We start from the raw sequence: 16,443 nt of genomic DNA on the forward strand, positions 1-16,443 counted from the left end.
TCCTCCACCGCGCTGCTTCAGGCCGTCCTGAAGCAGCGGGCACCGGCCGTCCGGGCAGTCGCCTCAGGTTGGCATGCTTGCATGTCTGCTATTGATGTGCAGCAATCTTCAGCAGGTGCCAGGAACGTGTCAAGAAGCGTTCCCCCGAATTGGACCGTTGCCGCTCCGCACCCCGCTCGGACAGCTCGCGCTCGGCCAGGCGATTCCTCTTCGGACCCGACATGAACTCTGCGATCTCGACGAGGAGAGAGCACGTGACGACCGACGGCTACATCGACGGTGGGAGTGCCGGTCCGTGGTGCGTCGGCTTCGCCGCATGGCTCGGCGTGCCGTGACCTTGTGGCCCGGGCGCCGGTCCGGTAGCGCGAATCGACGGAGTACCCACCGGCCGTCCGTCCCGGACGAGACCTTGACTTCCGCCCAAGAGCCGCCCATATGATGCGCATCATATTCAGCTTCCGGCCGACATGAGCGGCCGATGGCGGATGAGAAGAGGCCGGTCACGATGACCACAGTGGAGACGACGGTCGCAGACCTGCGCACGGAGGTCCGCCGGTTTCTCGCCGACGAGCTGGCCGCCGGCTCGTTCCGGCCGTCCTGCGACTCCTGGATCCAGGGGCACTCGGCGGAGTTCAGCCGCAAGCTGGGTGACCGCGGCTGGCTCGGCATGACGTGGCCGCAGCGCTACGGGGGCGGAGGCCGTTCGGCGCGCGAGCGGTTCACGGTCATCGAGGAGTTGCTCGCCGCGGGCGCGCCGGTGGCCGCGCACTGGATCGCCGACCGGCAGACCGGCCCGCTGCTGTTGCGCGTGGGTACCGAGCAGCAGAAGCAGGCCTTCCTCCCCGCCATGGCGCGTGGGCGGCTGTTCATCGCCGCCGGGATGAGCGAGCCCGACAGCGGCTCCGACCTCGCGTCGGTCCGCACCCGGGCCGTCCCGACCGCCACCGGCTGGCGGGTGAACGGGCGCAAGGTGTGGACCAGTCACGCGCACCGGAGCCACTACCTGCTCGCGCTCGTCCGGACCGCGGCGCCGGACGGCGACCGGCACGCCGGGCTCAGCCAGATGTTGATCAAGCTCGACGCCCCGGGGGTGCACGTGCGCCCGATCGAGGTGATGACCGGCGAGGCGCACTTCACCGAGGTCATCCTCGATGACGTCGACGTACCGCAGGGCATGGTCGTCGGCGCGGTCGGGGACGGGTGGCGCGGGGTGATGTCGGAACTCGCGCACGAGCGCAGCGGGCCCGAGCGCTACCTCAGCACCTTCCCGTTGTTCGCCGAGCTGGTCGCCGGTCGCACCGCGCACGGGGAGGCGGCACTCGCCGACATCGGCTCGGCCACCGCACGGCTGTGGGCGCTGCGCGCCCTCTCGGTGCAGGTGCAGGACCTCATCGAACGACGGAGCCCGACGGACACCGCGGCCGCGCTCGTGAAGGACCTCGGCACCCGGTTGGAGGGCGAGATCATCGACATCACCCGGCGTGCCTGCCGGCCCGGGCCCGACCCGTCCGACAGCGGTCCGCTGCGCACGCTGCTGTCCGAGGCGCAGCTCGCCGCGCCGTCGTTCACGCTGCGCGGCGGTACGAACGAGATCCTGCGCGGGCTGGTGGCACGCGGACTGGGGGCCTGAGATGGACGACCGCGAGATGCTGCGCTCCACCGTGTCCGCGATGCTGGCGGAGCGAGCGGGCTCCGCTCGCGACGAGGCCGCCCGGCAGGGCTGGAGCGCGGGACTGTGGCAACTACTCGAGGAGTCCGGCCTCACCCTCGTGTCGGTCCCCGAGTCCGCGGGCGGCCCCGGCGGCGGCCTGCGTGACCTCGCCACCGTGGTCCAGGCCTGTGGCTACCACGCGGCGCCGGTGCCGCTGGTCGAGACCGCGTTGCTGGCCGGCTGGGTGCTGGCGTCGGCCGGGCTCGCGGTCCCGCCCGGACCGCTCACCGTCGTGCCCCCGGCAGCCGCGTCCGGCGCACTCGTGCCGGACGGGCCCGGTCATCGCCTGGCCGGCCGGCTGTGCGGGGTTCCGTGGGCCCGGGCAGCCCGGCGGATCCTGGTGCTCGCCGCAGCACCCGGGCAGCCCGGCCGGACGCTCCACGCGGTGATCGATCCGCGCGACTGCACGATCGAGACGGGCACGAACCTCGCGGGCGAACCCCGCGACACCCTGGTGCTGGCGCCCTCCGGTGTCGACTGCCGGCCATTACCCGCGGGCCACGCCGCGGACCCGTCGCACCTGCGTCTACGGGGCGCACTCGGCCGGACGCTGCTCATGGTCGGGTCCCTGCGCCGGGTGCTCGACCTGACCGTCCGGTACGCGGGCGAACGCGAGCAGTTCGGCCGGCCGATCGGCAGGTTCCAGGCGGTGCAGCAACAGATCGCCGGGCTGGCGGGCGCCGTCGAGCAGGCACAGGCGATCACCGACCTCGCGGTGGAGACGCTCGAGCACGACGAGCACGCCGTCGAGGTGGTGATGGCTGCCAAGATCTGCGCGGGACACGCGGCCTCGGTCGCGATCGCGGTCGGCCATCAGGTGCACGGCGCGATCGGCTTCACCACCGAGCACGAGCTCCACCTGCACACCTGCCGGCTGATGTCCTGGCGCGACGAGTACGGATCCGAGTCCGAGTGGTCCGGCGAGCTGGGTGCGCGGGTGACCGGGGCCGGCCCCGGTGGGCTGTGGGGCCTGCTCACCGGCCGGGCGCCCGCGGTAGCGGCCCGATGACCGGGGCGGCGGCACCCGCCCCGATCGCGGCGCCTCCCGGGTGCTTGACCGGGGTGCGGGTGCTCGACCTGAGCTCCTACCTGCCCGGACCGTTCTGCACCCAGATCCTGGCGGACCTGGGCGCCAGTGTGATCAAGGTGGAGGGGCCCGGCGGTGACGCGGCTCGGCAGTTGCCCGGGGCCCTGCACGAGGCGGCGAACCGCAACAAGCGCAGCATCGTGCTCGACCTGAAGACCGATCGCGACCGGGAACTGGGCCTCCGGCTGGCCGTCGGGGCCGACGTGTTCGTCGAGGGCTTCCGGCCCGGCGTCGTGGACCGGCTCGGCATGTCCTACACCGCGGTGCGGGCGGTCAACCCCTCGATCGTCTACTGCTCGGTGTCCGGGTTCGGGCAGACCGGACCGCTCCGCGACGTTCCCGGCCACGACGTCACCTACCTCGCGGCCAGTGGCGTGCTGTCCTTTCCCGGCAGCTGGGGCGACCGGGTGCCGCGGCGCCCGGGGGTGCCGGTGAGCGACCTGGCCGCGTCCGCCTATGCGACCGTCGCGATCCTCGCCGCGCTCTACCAGCGCCGGGACACCGGTGAGGGCGCGCACCTGGACCTGGCGATCACCGACGCGGCTCTGGCCTTCGCGAGCGTCCGGGCCGACGCGAAGCTCGACGACCAGGGGACCGACCACTCGCACCTGCACCCGGCCAACGACCTCTTCGAGGCCGCGGACGGCGTGACGATCGCGATCGGCGCCGTCGAGGAGCACTTCTGGGAGCGCCTCGCCGCGCTGCTCGCCGAGGAGGTCCCGGCACTCGCCGATCCCCGCTTCGGCTCCGCGACGGCGCGGCGCGCCGCCGGCGACGAACTCGTCACGCTGCTGCGCCGCGCGGTCCGGGCCCGCCCGGCCGCCGAGTGGCTGGCCGCGTTCGCCGCGGCGGACATCCCGGCACAGCGGGTGCTGTCCGTGCCCGAGGCCGGCCGATCTCCCCATGTGCGGGCCCGGGGGATCGTCGCGGACAGCGGCGCCGGGCGGCACGTCGTGTTCCCCGTGCTCCGTGACGGAGCGGCGATGGGCCGGGTGCACAGCCCGGCCCCCGCGTTGGGCGCGCACACCGAACAGGTGCTGGCCGACCTGCTGGCCGGGAAGGAGCCGTGGTGACGACACCACCGGGTGGCGGCCCGCTCGCGGGGGTCACGGTCGTGGACCTCACCACGACCTTCATGGGTCCGTACTGCACGTTGTTGCTGGCCCAGCTCGGCGCCGACGTCGTCAAGGTCGAGACCCCCGCAGGCGACGTCGTCCGCTACATCGGCGACGAGCGGGGCGCCGGGATGGGGCCGGTGTTCCTCAACGCCAACCAGGGCAAGCGCAGCGTCGCACTGGACCTCAAGGACCCGCAGGGCCACGAGGTGCTGCTGCGCCTGGTGGCCGGCGCCGATGTCTTCGTGCACAACATCCGCCCGGAGGCGGCGCACCGGCTGGGTATCGGCTACGACCGGATCGCAGCGGCGAACCCGGCCGCGGTGTACTGCGCGCTGCGCGGGTTCGGCGGCGAGGGCCCGTACCGGGACCGGGCCGCCTACGACGACGTGATCCAGGCCGGCTGCGGGCTGGCCGCGGTCCAGGGCGCGGGCGACGAGCCCGCCTACGTGCGGACGCCGGTGGCCGACAAGGTCGTCGGGCTGCTGGCGGTCAGCGCGATCACCTCGGCGCTCCTCGCCCGGGAACGGACCGGCCAGGGCCAGGAGATCGAGGTTCCGATGCTCGAATCGATGGTCGCCTTCACGCTGCTCGACCAGCAGGGCGGCTACGTCTTCGACCCGCCGCGGGGGCCGACCGGATACGCCCGGACGGCCTCGCCGTACCGCAAGCCCTACCGGACGGCCGACGGCCACCTCAGCGTCATGGTCTACACCGACGCCCAGTGGCGGGCGTTCTTCGGCCTCATCGGCCGCTCCGAGCTGGCCGACGATCCGCGGTACCGCACGATCACCGAGCGGACCCGGCACACCGACGAGCTGTACCAGATCCTCGAGAAGGAACTGCTCGCCCGCCCGAGCGACGAGTGGCTCGCGGCGCTCAGCGCGGCACAGATCCCGGTGGCGCCGGTTCGGTCGGTGCCCGATCTGTTCGACGACGAGCACCTGGCCGCGGTCGGGCTGTTCGAGCAGGTGGAACACCCCACCGAGGGGACGCTGCGGCTCGCCCGGTTCCCGATCTCGTTCGCCGGTGAGCACCCGCAGCGGCCACGCCCGGCACCACGACTGGGGCAGCACGGGACCGAGGTGCTCACCGAGCTCGGCTACGGCCCGGAGCAGATCCGCCGGCTCGCCGAGGCGGGCATCGTCGTCGGTGCCGTCGAAGAGGTCAGTGCCGTCGAAGAGGAGGAGATCCGGTGAACGAGGTCCAGTGCGAGATCAGCGACGGCGTCGCCGTCGTCACGCTCGCCGCGCCGCAGCGCCGCAACGCGCTGACCGTGGGGATGGCAGCCGAGCTCATGGCCGCGTTCGACGAGATCGACGCCCGCGACGACGTCGGGGCGGCGGTGGTCCGGGGGTCCGGTGGGTCCTTCTGCGCCGGAGCTGACCTGGGCGTGCTGGCCGACGCGTCGCAGGACCCGCTCGACGACGACGCGCAACGCGACATCGACGCCCTCTACGGATCGTTCCTGCGCGTGGGCCGGTCCCGGGCGGCGACCATCGCCGCGGTGCGCGGCCCCGCGGTGGGCGCGGGGATGAACCTCGTGATGGCCACCGACCTGCGGATCGTCGCCCGCGACGCCCGGCTCATCTCGGGCTTCCTGCGGATCGGGGTGCACCCCGGTGGGGGCCACTTCACCCTGCTCACCCGCGCCGCCGGACGCGATGCCGCCGCCGCGGTCGGGCTGTTCGGCCAGGAGATCGACGGCGAGCGGGCGGCCGAGCTGGGGCTCGCCTGGCAGGCCGTGGAGGACGCCGACGTCGAGGCGGTGGCGCTGCAGATCGCCGGCCGGCTGGGCAAGGACCCGGCGCTGGCCCGCCGGATGACGGCCTCGTTCCGCCGGGAGGCCGGACCGCCCGCGACCTCCTGGGACGTGGGGCTCGAGGTCGAGCGTGGCCCGCAGATGTGGTCGTTCCGCAGGCGGGCCCAGGCCCGGCCGGCCTGAGTGCGCGCGATGTCGGCGACGTCCGGTGGGCCGGCCTGCATCGACTGCGACGTGCACAACGCCGTCCCCGACATCTCGGCGCTGTTCGCGTTCCTGCCCGACCGGTGGGTGGACTACTGCGTGGAGAGCGGCGTGGACGGGTTCGACCCGGCGTTCTACCCGCCGGGGATGCCGCTCTCGGCCCGGCCCGACGCCCGGTGCGACGGGGGGCCGCCGGGCTCGGACCCGGACCTCGTGCGCGCCCACGTGCTGGACGACGGGCACGCCGACCATGCGGTCCTCAACTGCCTCTACGCCGTGCAGGCCCTGCACAACCCGGACTGGTCGGCCGCGATGGCGAGCGCGCTCAACGACTGGCAGGCCGCGCGCTGGCTGGCTGCCGACCCGCGCTTCCGGGCCTCGATCGTGGTGTCGCCCCGGGACCCCCGCGCGGCGGCGGAGGAGATCGCCCGGGTAGCGGAGAATCCGGGTTTCGTGCAGGTCCTGCTGCTTGCGACGGCATCGGCGCCGCTGGGCCGGCGAGGGTACCGGCCGATCTACGCGGCGGCTGAGGCGGCGGGGCTGCCGGTGGCGATCCATCCCGGGGTCGGCGGGCCCAACCCGCTCTCACCGGTCGGCTGGCCGTCGCACTACATCGAGGACTACGCCGGTGCCGCGCTGTCCCTGCAGTCCCAGCTGACCAGCCTGGTGTGCGAGGGCGTGTTCGCAACGCACCCCGGATTGCGTGTGGTACTGCTGGAGAGCGGGGTGACCTGGCTGCCGTCGCTGATGTGGCGCTTCGACAAGAACTGGAAGGCCCTGCGCCGGGAGGTCCCGTGGGTCGACCAGCCGCCGTCCCGGCTGATCCGGGAGCACGTACTGCTCAGCGTGGCCCCGTTCGACGCCCCGCTCGACCTCGACCGGGACTGGGTCGACCGCTTCCTCGCCCAGCTCGGGTCGGTGCAGATGCTGCTGCACGCCAGCGACTACCCGCACTGGCACCACGGGGACCGGCCGAGTGCGCTGCTGGAGCAACTGTCGCCCGCGGAGCGCGCGCTGGTGCTGCGCGGGAACGCGGCCCGGCTGTACGGCCTGCCGGAGGAGGGATCCCGATGCGCGACCGCCTGATCGACTGCGACGTGCACAACGTCGTGTCCTCGGACGCGGCCCTGCTGCCGTACCTGCCGGACCGCTGGCGCCGGCACCTCGAGCTGACGGGATCGCGGACCTTCTCACCGTTCGTGAAGGGCTACGCCTACCCGAAGGCCGCGCCGCTCGCCAGCAGACGCGACGCCTGGCCCCCGTCCGGCGGGCCGCCCGGCTCGGACCTGGACTTCATGCGGACGCAGCTGCTGGACGCGTACGACGTCGAGTTCGCTGTGCTGAACTGCCTGTACCGAGCCCCGGAGCAGCGCTACGACGTCTACGGAGCGGCCCTGGCAGCGGCGGTCAACGACTGGCAGGTCGAGTGCTGGCTGGAACGTGACCCCCGGCTGCGCGCCTCGATCACCGTGCCGTTCGAGTCCCCCGCCCTGGCCGCGGCGGAGATCGACCGGGCCGCCGCGCATCCCGGCTTCGTGCAGGTGCTGCTGTACCCGCGGACGCAGCAGCCGCTGGGCAAGCGGCACTACTGGCCGATCTACGAGGCGGCCTGCCGCGCCGGGCTGCCGGTGGGCATCCACGCGGCGTCCACGACGCCCGGTCCGATCACCGCAGCGGGCTGGCCGTCGTACTACATCGAGGACCACACCGGGCTCGCCGTCGCGTTCCAGGCCCAGGTGATCAGCCTGATCATGGAGGGCGTCTTCGACCGGTTCCCGGACCTGCAGATCGTGCTCCTGGAGGGCGGGTTCGCCTGGGTGCCGCCCCTGATGCAGCGGCTCGACGCCCTGCACCATCGGTTGCACGACGAGGTGCCGGACCTGCAGCACCCGCCCTCGCACTACCTCCGCCACCGGATCCGGATCACCACGCAGCCGATGGAGGAGCCCGAGCGGCCGGGCGATCTCGTGCCGCTGCTGCACGAGGTCGGGCAGGACATCCTGATGTTCTCCACCGACTATCCGCACTGGGATTTCGACAACCCGCACCGGGCGTTCCAGACCCGCGTGCCGGCTGACCTGCACCGCAGGATCATGTACGACAACGCCCGCGCGCAGTACCGGTTCACGTCGTGAGCGGATCCGGATACGACAGGAGCCCGCCTCCCTGAGGAAGCGGGCTCCTGGTCGAACGGGGTGGATCAGACGACGCGCACGCCGGTGGCCTGCGGGCCCTTGTTGCCCTGGCCGATCTCGAACTCCACGCGCTGCCCCTCGTCGAGGCTGCGGAAGCCGCTGGCGTCGATCTCGGAGTAGTGCACGAAGACGTCAGCGCCGCCCCCGTCGACCGAGATGAAGCCGAAGCCCTTCTCGCCGTTGAACCACTTCACAGTTCCCTGTGCCATGTATCTGCTCCTCGCAGGTGGTTGGGCTCCCGCACCGTACGGGACCCGGCCGACCCCTGGTGGCGCTGCCCGGAGTCCTTGTGACTCAGGGCCTCGTACACCAACTTGTTCCCGCGGGCGTGCAATACACGAACACCGAAACTGAAACGACCTACCTCATCCAACCACAGGGCGTGGCGGTTTGTTCCCGGGAGTCGACGAGTGACCGACCTGCGCTGCTCCGGCCGGCCTCCTGAACTGGGCTCCGTCGTGGTCGGTGTGGTCTCGCACACCCCAGCGGGCCGGGCCGTGTGCCGGCCCAGGGGCCTGCCCGCGTCCGGGGTCCCGCTCGCGGTGGCCTCGAGGAGGCTGCGGCACTCGCAGGTCGGGATCACCACGGATCTCTACGGGCGCCTCACTCGAGAGGCTTCACGCTCCGCCGCGGACGGCTTGGCCGCGGTGCTGGACGCAGCGGCCGAGCTCGTCGCTGAGCGCGCGGTGAGTGATGCGACCACAGTGCGACCACACGAGCCGCTGCCGAACCTTCCGAGAAGGTGAGCGATGATCGTCTCGCTGGTCGAAGTGGTGCGCCCGAAGGGATTCGAACCCCTAACCTTCTGATCCGTAGTCAGATGCTCTATCCGTTGAGCTACGGGCGCGTCGATCTTCAGTTGTACCACTTGTCGCAGCCGACCCGGGAGTCGACCACGCCAGCGGAGGCTCCGGGATTTGAACCCGGGATGGGGGGTGACCCCAAACCGCATTAGCAGTGCGGCGCCATAGACCAGACTAGGCGAAGCCTCCCGGGGCCTCTCGGCCGCCAGCAAGGGGAAGAGTACACAGCCCCTCGGGGCGGGATCAAAGGACCCCGCCCCAAGGGGCGGTGATCAGCTCTGCGCTCGGGTGCCGGCGAGGTCGAGGAAGGGTGCGAGGGCATCGGGGTTCTGCAGTGCGCCCCTGCTCACGGCCTTGTCCGGGGCGACCCCGGCGAGGATCTTCTTCACCGGCACCTCGCACTTCTTGCCGTTGAGTGTGCGCGGGATCGCATCCACCACGACGAACCGGTCCGGGACGTGGCGGGGGGACAGCTCCGAGCGCAACGCCTTGCGCAGCCGCGGCTCCACCTCATCGAGGGAGGCCCCGGGTGCCAGCACCACGAAGCACAGCAGCGCGCCCTCGTCGCGCGCGCCGAGCTCGGTGGTGTCGATCACCAGCGAGTCCGCGATCTCGTCGAAGCCCTCGACCACGGCGTAGAAGTCCGCGGTGCCCATCCGCACCCCGCCGCGGTTCAGCGTGGAGTCGCTGCGCCCGTAGATGACGTAGGAGCCACGCGGGGTGAGCCGCACCCAGTCGCCGTGGCGCCACACCCCGGGGAAGTCCTCGAAGTAGGCCTCGCGGAGCCGGGTGCCGTCCGGGTCGTTCCAGAACGCCACCGGCATCGAGGGCATCGGCTGGGTCAGCACCAGCTCGCCGACCTCGTCGACGAGTTCCTGGCCCGTCTCGTCGTAGGCCACCACCGCCGCGCCCAGTGCGGCGCAGGAGATCTCCCCCAGCCACACCGGCACTGTCGGCGCCGAACCGACGAACGCCGCGCACACATCGGTCCCGCCGGACACCGAGCAGATCTGGATGTGCTCGCCGACCGCCTCACCGATCCACCGGAACCCCTCCGCCGACAACGGCGCCCCGGTGGAGCCGATCGCACGCAGCTCCGACAGGTCGAACTCCTCCCGCGGGCGCAGCCCGGCCTTCAGCGAGGCCTGGATGAACGGCGCCGAGGTCCCGAAGTAGGTCACCCGGTGGCGCTCGGCGAGGCGCCACAGCGCGCCCAGGTCGGGATGGGCCGGGTTGCCGTCGAACAGCACGATCGTGGACCCGACCAGCAGCCCGGAGATCAGGAAGTTCCACATCATCCAGCCGGTCGTGGTGAACCAGAAGAACCGCCCGCCCGGCCCCAGGTCCAGGTGCAGCCGCAGCGCCTTCAGGTGCTCGACCACGATCCCGCCGTGCCCGTGCACGATCCCCTTGGGCAGCCCGGTGGTGCCCGAGGAGTAGAGCACCCACAGCGGGTGATCGAACGGCACCGGCTCGAACTCCAGCGGCCCCGGCTCGGCGGTGAACTCCGCCCACGACAGCGTGTTCTCCGCCGTCGCCTCGGGATCCAGGTAGGGCACCAGGACCGTCTGGCGCAGCGTCGGCAGCTGCGACTGCAGCGCCGCCACCGTGGCGCGGATGTCGAAACGCTTACCGCCGTAGACGTAGCCGTCCACGGCCAGCAGCACCGTCGGCTCGATCTGGGCGAACCGGTCGTGCACCGCTCGCGCCCCGAAATCCGGGGAGCACGACGACCAGATCGCCCCGAGACTCGCCGCGGCCAGGAACGTGACCAATGTCTCCACCGAGTTCGGCGCCAGCGCCACCACCCGGTCTCCGCGCCCCACCCCGAGCCGCACCAGCCCGGCCCGGGCCCGGCCCACCAGCTCCCGCAGCTCGGCGTGGGTCACCGTGCGCTCGGCCCCGTCCTCCCGGGCGAACACGACCGCCACATCGGCGTCGCCGCGACCCGGCCCCGGCGTGAGCGCGTGCTCGGCGTAGTTGAGGGTCGCGCCCGGGAACCACTCCGTCCCCGGCATCGTCGTCGAGCCCAGCGTGGCGGTCGGGGCGTCGTGGAACCGCACCCCGAGGAACTCCGCCGCCGCGGACCAGAAGCCCTCCACGTCGCGCACCGACCACGCATGCAACGCCGCGTAGTCCTCGGCGTCGACACCACGGTGCTCCCGCACCCACGCGGCGAACCCGGCCATCGCGCTCGCGGCAGCCGTGTCGGGATCAGGGGACCAGAGGACGTCGGGGGTCGCGTCGGGAACACCAGCCATGCCGGTCAGCATGGCTGTCGCGGCCCCACTGGCCAAGCCCGGATGCAGAGCCGCGACGGCCCCCGCTGTCACCCGAGCCACAGCGAGGTGGCCCTACTCCGATCCAGTCATGGCAAGGCCACCCCGCCGCGGGCGGCGAGGAGGCTGCGGCATCCCCGGCGCCGGGGCGGGCAGTGGTCAGCGCAGGTGCGAGTCGAACCAGTTCAGGGTGCGCTGCCAGGCGTCGGCCGCGGCATCCGGATCGGTGTCGAAGCGGTGGCCCGACCGCGGATAGGTGACGACGTTCGTCGCGACCTCCGACGACGCCGCCGCATTCCGCAGCTGCTCGAGCTCCGGGTTGGCCTCTCCTCCGACCGGCTCGCCGTAGATGCCCAGCCAGGGGCAGGTGAGCCCGGTCGCGGCCTCGACCATGGAGGGCAGCCCCTCGGACATCGGCGTGCCGATCCCGCCGCCGGCCACGGTGACCGCAGCTCCGAGGGTGCGCTTGGCCGCGACCAGCAGGGCCACCGAGCCGCCGAGGTCGAACCCGACGACGCCCATCCGGTCGGCCGTGATGTCGTGGTCGGCGAGCCAGCCGAACGCCGTGTCGGTGTCGGCCATCACCTGCTCGCCGTCGAGCCGGTTCACCTGGTCCTGCACCTGCTCGTCGGTGTCGGCCGGGTCGAGTTCGTCGGCGTTGTCGCGGTGGTAGAGGTGCGGGGCGACCGCCAGCCAGCCGTCACCCGCCATTCCCGCCACCAGCCCGCGGATGTTGTCCGTGACGCCGCGGGCCTCGTGCAGCACGACGATCCCGCCACGGACCGACCCGACCGGTTCGGCCACGGTCAGGCGCAGCTCACTCCCGTCGACCAGAGGGACGGTCTCGGTCCGGATCTCCGTCATACGACAAGCCTTCCACGGCGGTGGTCGCCGCACAGCGGCGGTCTACGGTGGCTCTCGTGAGCCTGATCCGCGCCGACCTCGAGAGCCTGCCCGCCTACGTGCCGGGCCGCGCCGTTCCCGGCGCGATCAAGCTGGCCAGCAACGAGGTGCCGCTGCCCCCACCGCCCGCCGTGCTCGCCGCCATCGCGGAGGCCGCGGCGAACGCCAACCGCTACCCCGACCTTGCCGTCTCCGCGCTGACCGCCCGGCTGGCCGACGCACTCGGCGTCGCGGCCGAGCGGATCGCGGTCGGCTGCGGTTCGGTGAGCCTGTGCCAGCAGCTGGTGCAGATCACCTGCCGGGAGACCAGCGATGAGGTGATGTTCGCCTGGCGCTCGTTCGAGGCGTACCCGATCGTCACCCAGATCGGCGCCGCAACGGCCCGTACCGTGCCGCTGACCTCGGATTTCCGCCATGACCTTGATGCGATGGCCGCCGCGGTGACCCCGAACACCCGGCTGATCTTCGTGTGCAGCCCCAACAACCCGACCGGGACCGCGGTCACCCGCGCCGAGTTCGAGCGGTTCCTCGCCGCCGTCGGGCCCGACGTCCTGGTCGCCCTCGACGAGGCGTACCACGAGTACGTCACCGACCCGGACGTCGTCGACGGCACGACGCTGCTCGACGCGCACCCCAACCTGGTGGTGCTGCGGACGTTCTCCAAGGCCTACCGGCTCGCCGGGCTGCGGGTCGGCTACGCGGTCGGAGCACCCGACGTCGTGCTGGCCCTGCGGAAGGTGTGCTCGCCGTTCAGCGTCAGCTCGGTGGCCCAGGCCGGCGCGATCGCCGCGCTGGACCACGCGGCAGAACTGCTCGCGTCGTGTGCCGAGGTGGTGTCCGAGCGGACCCGGGTGCGCGACGCGCTGCTGACCGCCGGCTACACCGTGCCGCCGACGCAGGCCAACTTCGTCTGGCTCCCGCTCGGCGAGCGGAGCACCGCGTTCGCGACGCACTGTCTCGAGCGCAAGGTCATCGTGCGGCCGTTCGCGGCGGACGGGGTGCGGGTCACGGTCAGCACCCCGGAGGAGAACGACGCGTTCCTAGATGCGGCAGCATCCTTCGCCGGATAGCCGGTCAGACATACACGACGATCCGGACCAACAAGGCCGGTCCGGATCGTCGTGTGTCGGCGCCTAGTGCCTGATACCCCGCCTGCCGTAGACCCCCGCGACGATCGCAACACCGATGGCCGCCACGACGACCTGGAGGATCACCTCCATGATGTTGAAGCCGGCGGTCCGGAAGCCGAAGGCGCGCGCAAGGAACGTCCCAATGAAGGCGCCCACGATGCCGACGAGGATCGTCAGCCAGATCGGGATGTCCTGCTTGCCCGGCAGGACCAGCCGGGCCAGAGCGCCGATGATCAAGCCGAAGACGATGGCGGTGATGATCCCGGTAACGGTCATGAGTACTCCCGACTTCATTCGGGCTACACACCGTCGCAGCCCGTGTCGGACCTGGGTAGCACAGCCCGACGGCCGTCGCACCGCAGGAGCACGGTTTCCACCGAAGCGTTATCGGGACGTTCCAAAATCGTCGATCTCCCGTCACTGTGACGGTTCGGCGAGCGTCGGCACGACCCCCGCCGATCGGGGGAATAGATCCGCCCGGAAGGGGAACACCGGCCCCGGGAAGCCGGTCGGCCAGGACGGGCGGCCCGGTCTCAGATCCGTATCGCGCGGTTTCGACGCGCGAGGACGCGAGGAGGAATCATGGGCATTCTCGGTTGGATCATCGTCGGCCTCGTCGCAGGCGCTCTGGCGAAGGCGGTCATGCCGGGGCCGGACCCGGGCGGGACCCTCGTGACGATCCTGATCGGCATCGTCGGCGGCGTGCTGGGCGGCTTGATCAGCTCAGCGTTGTTCGGGGTCGGTACGGGCAACTTCTTCGACATCAGGACCTGGCTGATCAGCTTCCTGGGCGCGGTCGTGCTGCTCGCCATCTACCGCATGGTGGCAGGTCGGGGCCGCCCCGTCGCGCACTGACCCAGCAGGTGACCGGGCCGGCTCCCCGGCCGGCATCCCGCATGGTGGCTGATCCAGGAAATGGATCAGCCACCATTCACTTTTCGGGGAGGAATCCGACGATGCATGCCGGGAATCGGTCGATCACTCATGCCGAAAGGGTCGACGGGCCGGGGTCATCCCTCCAGGATGTAGCCCACACCACGAACCGTTCGAATCCGCTCGGCTCCGATCTTTCGACGCAGGTAGGAGATGTAGACCTGCACGAGATTGGCCGACGCCGGCTCCGACCACACCTGCTTCGCGAGCTTGTCGTGGGACACGACGGCACCGGGCTCCGCCAGCAATGCCACCAGCAACGAGAACTCGGTGGGTGACAGCGCGACCGGCTGGCCGTCCACGCTCACCTCTCCGAACTCGGTGTCGACGGTCAGATCTCCCATCCGGACGATGGCGTGCGTGGTCGCGGCGCCCAGCCGCAGCCGCAGCCGGATCCGAGCGGACAGCTCGTCGACGGCGAAGGGGCGCAGGAGGTAGTCGTCCCGGTCCCCGCGCAGCTGGCCGAGCAGGCTGCCACGGCGTTCGCGGGGCGTCACGGCGATCACCGGGACGTTCGGCGCCTCGGAGTGCACTGCCGCCAGCACGGCGGCCTGGTCGGGCCCGGGCAGCTCGACGTCGAGCACGAGAAGCGCCGGCGCACCGGATCGGACGGCGTCGAGTACGCCGATACCGTCGCTCACCGAGCTGACCCGCACCCCCTCGGAGCGCAGGCTTCGCAGCACCGAGGCGGACGCGGCAGTCGGCGGCAACGCCAACAGGACGTGTTCATGCGGGGGTACGGACGTCCGTGCCGACCTCTGCGTGGGTACGAACGCTGACGCACCCCCCGGGGGAGCAGCGGGGAGCATCCGATACAGCTTCCCTCCAACCCCAGGGGAATAACAATCGGCTAACGGTGCGATAGCGCCCACCTGAGAGCCCCGGAACTCGAATCCTGAGAACCTGGTTACTCCGATCGGCCTAGCGCATATCGACTCCGGGTGCGTTGGTCGCTGTCCAGCGCGCCGGAACGACCTACCGGCGCGTGCGCGCAACCACATCTCTCAGGTTGGCCGGTCACAGCCCGTGATCTTCTTAGTGTTCGCGTCATGCGACGGAAACCCTCCGCTGCGAGCGATCGGCTCGGCGCCCGCGAGCTGATCGAGCGCGTCACCGCGGAGCGGGCTTCCGCTTCGACGGTCCCGGGCCGCCCTCGGCATGCTCCGGCGCCGGCCGTTCCGAGCGTCAGCGTGACCAGGGCGCGCCGTTCCCCCCGGCGCAGGCTCGCTCCGCTCGTACTGGGTGTCGCCGTCATGGTCATCGCGACCGTGATCGCCACCGTCGTCCGGACGACCGCCTCGGAACCCGCCCCCGGCCTCAGCCCCACCCTGGTGTCGCAGGACGCGACCCAGGCGGCGCCGCCGCCGGACCCTGCTCCGCCGGCGACGCCGCCGGACGGCCCCGAGAACGGCGTCCAGGCCGCGAACGCGCACGGCTGGGAGCTGATCGGCGGTGACGAGTTCAACGGCGGCCTGTCCGACAAGTGGAACCGCTACGACGGTCCGGGCCACGCCGATGCCGGGCGGCGCTCCCCCGCCGCGGTCGGTGTGCGCGGCGACGCCCTGGTGATCAGCGGCGACGCCACCGGTACGACGGGCGGGATGGCCTGGTCGGAGAGCCGCCGGTACGGCAAGTGGGAGATGCGCGCGAAGTTCCCGGCGGGCGACCGGCAGTACCACCCAGTGCTGCTCCTGTGGCCGACCGAGGTGGAATGGCCACTGGGCGGTGAGATCGACTTCGCCGAGACGACGAGCGCCTCGAAGGACGTGTCGTTCTTCCTGCACCACGGGCCGGACAACGCGAAGGAGTCCGCCCGCAAGAAGATCGACATCACCCGATGGCACAACTACGCCGTCGAGTGGACTCCGCAGGGGATCACCGGCTACATCGACGGCAAGCGGTGGTTCGCCAGCACGGACCCGGACACGCTCCCGCCCGGGCCGATGCATCCCGCCATTCAGCTCGACTACGTCCCCGGCGACGGCTCCCCGAAGCCGACGGAGATGTTCGTCGACTGGATGCGCATCTACGCCTGACCGGCCCCGAACCCCGAGCCGTGCCCGCCTCCTGCCCGCACCGCCCCGCCCGGCGCTCCCCACCGGGTGGGGCGGTCGCACGCCGCCGCCCGCCGCCCTCCTGGTCCGCGCACGCCTTCTGGCCCCCGCGCGCATGACCGGTCGTGCGCGGGGGACCACGACGGGCGCGCCGTCGGCTCAGCCGTCGTGGGATGCCCGCGGACGAGGTCGGAGGATGTCCGAGGTCCGACTCGGCGAGTAGCGTCGGACATGCCCGTTGGCCGGGCCGTGACCCGGACGGGTGCG

The 16,443-nt window shown here is 71.8% G+C and carries 15 protein-coding genes and 2 tRNA genes; 10 read left to right on the plus strand and 7 right to left on the minus strand.

Features of this window, described 5'->3' with window-relative positions:
• Positions 1-478: 478 nt before the first annotated feature.
• Genes HF519_RS00425 through HF519_RS00455 form a run of 7 tightly spaced genes read left to right on the plus strand, consistent with a single transcriptional unit; the run spans position 479 to position 8,014 of the window.
• Positions 479-1,630: an acyl-CoA dehydrogenase family protein gene (locus HF519_RS00425; protein ID WP_211169326.1), complete on the plus strand. Its 1,152-nt coding sequence runs from the start codon at positions 479-481 to the stop codon at positions 1,628-1,630.
• 1 nt (position 1,631) lies between these two features.
• On the plus strand, positions 1,632-2,720 hold the full coding sequence (locus tag HF519_RS00430; protein ID WP_169409577.1) for an acyl-CoA dehydrogenase family protein: 1,089 nt from the start codon (positions 1,632-1,634) through the stop codon (positions 2,718-2,720).
• Positions 2,717-3,871, plus strand: a complete 1,155-nt coding sequence (locus tag HF519_RS00435) for a CaiB/BaiF CoA transferase family protein (RefSeq protein WP_169409578.1) — start codon at positions 2,717-2,719, stop codon at positions 3,869-3,871. The genes HF519_RS00430 and HF519_RS00435 overlap by 4 nt, the downstream gene beginning before the upstream one ends.
• Complete coding sequence (locus HF519_RS00440; protein WP_211169327.1) at positions 3,868-5,112, plus strand: CaiB/BaiF CoA transferase family protein; 1,245 nt, start codon at positions 3,868-3,870, stop codon at positions 5,110-5,112. The genes HF519_RS00435 and HF519_RS00440 overlap by 4 nt, the downstream gene beginning before the upstream one ends.
• On the plus strand, positions 5,109-5,858 hold the full coding sequence (locus tag HF519_RS00445; protein ID WP_169409579.1) for an enoyl-CoA hydratase-related protein: 750 nt from the start codon (positions 5,109-5,111) through the stop codon (positions 5,856-5,858). The genes HF519_RS00440 and HF519_RS00445 overlap by 4 nt, the downstream gene beginning before the upstream one ends.
• A gap of 9 nt (positions 5,859-5,867) precedes the next feature.
• Positions 5,868-6,965, plus strand: coding sequence for an amidohydrolase family protein (locus HF519_RS00450; RefSeq protein ID WP_169409580.1), 1,098 nt, complete (start codon positions 5,868-5,870; stop codon positions 6,963-6,965).
• On the plus strand, positions 6,950-8,014 hold the full coding sequence (locus HF519_RS00455) for an amidohydrolase family protein (protein WP_169409581.1): 1,065 nt from the start codon (positions 6,950-6,952) through the stop codon (positions 8,012-8,014). The genes HF519_RS00450 and HF519_RS00455 overlap by 16 nt, the downstream gene beginning before the upstream one ends.
• 65 nt (positions 8,015-8,079) lie before the next feature.
• Here HF519_RS00455 and HF519_RS00460 read toward each other — a convergent pair whose 3' ends face one another.
• From HF519_RS00460 to HF519_RS00480, 5 genes are all read right to left on the minus strand, one after another.
• Positions 8,080-8,283, minus strand: a complete 204-nt coding sequence (locus HF519_RS00460) for a cold-shock protein (RefSeq protein WP_169409582.1) — start codon at positions 8,281-8,283, stop codon at positions 8,080-8,082.
• Positions 8,284-8,845: 562 nt separating this feature from the next.
• Positions 8,846-8,921: transfer RNA gene (locus HF519_RS00465), tRNA-Arg, on the minus strand.
• Between the two features lie 55 nt (positions 8,922-8,976).
• Positions 8,977-9,066, minus strand: a tRNA-Ser gene (locus HF519_RS00470).
• 83 nt (positions 9,067-9,149) lie between these two features.
• A complete protein-coding gene (locus tag HF519_RS00475) occupies positions 9,150-11,138 on the minus strand; it encodes an acetoacetate--CoA ligase (RefSeq protein ID WP_169409583.1) in 1,989 nt (662 codons plus the stop codon).
• Positions 11,139-11,315: 177 nt separating this feature from the next.
• Complete coding sequence (locus HF519_RS00480) at positions 11,316-12,020, minus strand: dienelactone hydrolase family protein (protein ID WP_169409584.1); 705 nt, start codon at positions 12,018-12,020, stop codon at positions 11,316-11,318.
• A 56-nt stretch (positions 12,021-12,076) separates the two neighbouring features.
• Here HF519_RS00480 and hisC point away from each other — a divergent pair, with 56 nt between their 5' ends.
• Complete coding sequence (hisC, locus tag HF519_RS00485; protein ID WP_169409585.1) at positions 12,077-13,129, plus strand: histidinol-phosphate transaminase; 1,053 nt, start codon at positions 12,077-12,079, stop codon at positions 13,127-13,129.
• Between the two features lie 63 nt (positions 13,130-13,192).
• Here the strand turns inward: hisC and HF519_RS00490 are convergent, their stop codons facing one another.
• The gene (locus HF519_RS00490) at positions 13,193-13,465 is read right to left on the minus strand and encodes a GlsB/YeaQ/YmgE family stress response membrane protein (protein WP_169409586.1); all 273 of its coding nucleotides are present in this window, start codon (positions 13,463-13,465) and stop codon (positions 13,193-13,195) included.
• Between the two features lie 306 nt (positions 13,466-13,771).
• On the opposite strand from HF519_RS00490, the gene HF519_RS00495 reads away from it, so the two are divergent.
• A complete protein-coding gene (locus HF519_RS00495) occupies positions 13,772-14,044 on the plus strand; it encodes a GlsB/YeaQ/YmgE family stress response membrane protein (protein WP_169409587.1) in 273 nt (90 codons plus the stop codon).
• A gap of 155 nt (positions 14,045-14,199) precedes the next feature.
• Here HF519_RS00495 and HF519_RS00500 read toward each other — a convergent pair whose 3' ends face one another.
• Positions 14,200-15,123 (minus strand): response regulator transcription factor, encoded by a 924-nt coding sequence (locus tag HF519_RS00500; protein WP_312859809.1) that lies wholly within the window; start codon positions 15,121-15,123, stop codon positions 14,200-14,202.
• Positions 15,124-15,375: 252 nt separating this feature from the next.
• On the opposite strand from HF519_RS00500, the gene HF519_RS00505 reads away from it, so the two are divergent.
• Positions 15,376-16,158, plus strand: a complete 783-nt coding sequence (locus HF519_RS00505) for a glycoside hydrolase family 16 protein (RefSeq protein ID WP_169409589.1) — start codon at positions 15,376-15,378, stop codon at positions 16,156-16,158.
• Positions 16,159-16,443: the final 285 nt, after the last annotated feature.

The sequence above is a fragment of the Pseudonocardia bannensis genome (assembly GCF_012911875.1).
GTDB lineage: Bacteria > Actinomycetota > Actinomycetes > Mycobacteriales > Pseudonocardiaceae > Pseudonocardia > Pseudonocardia bannensis.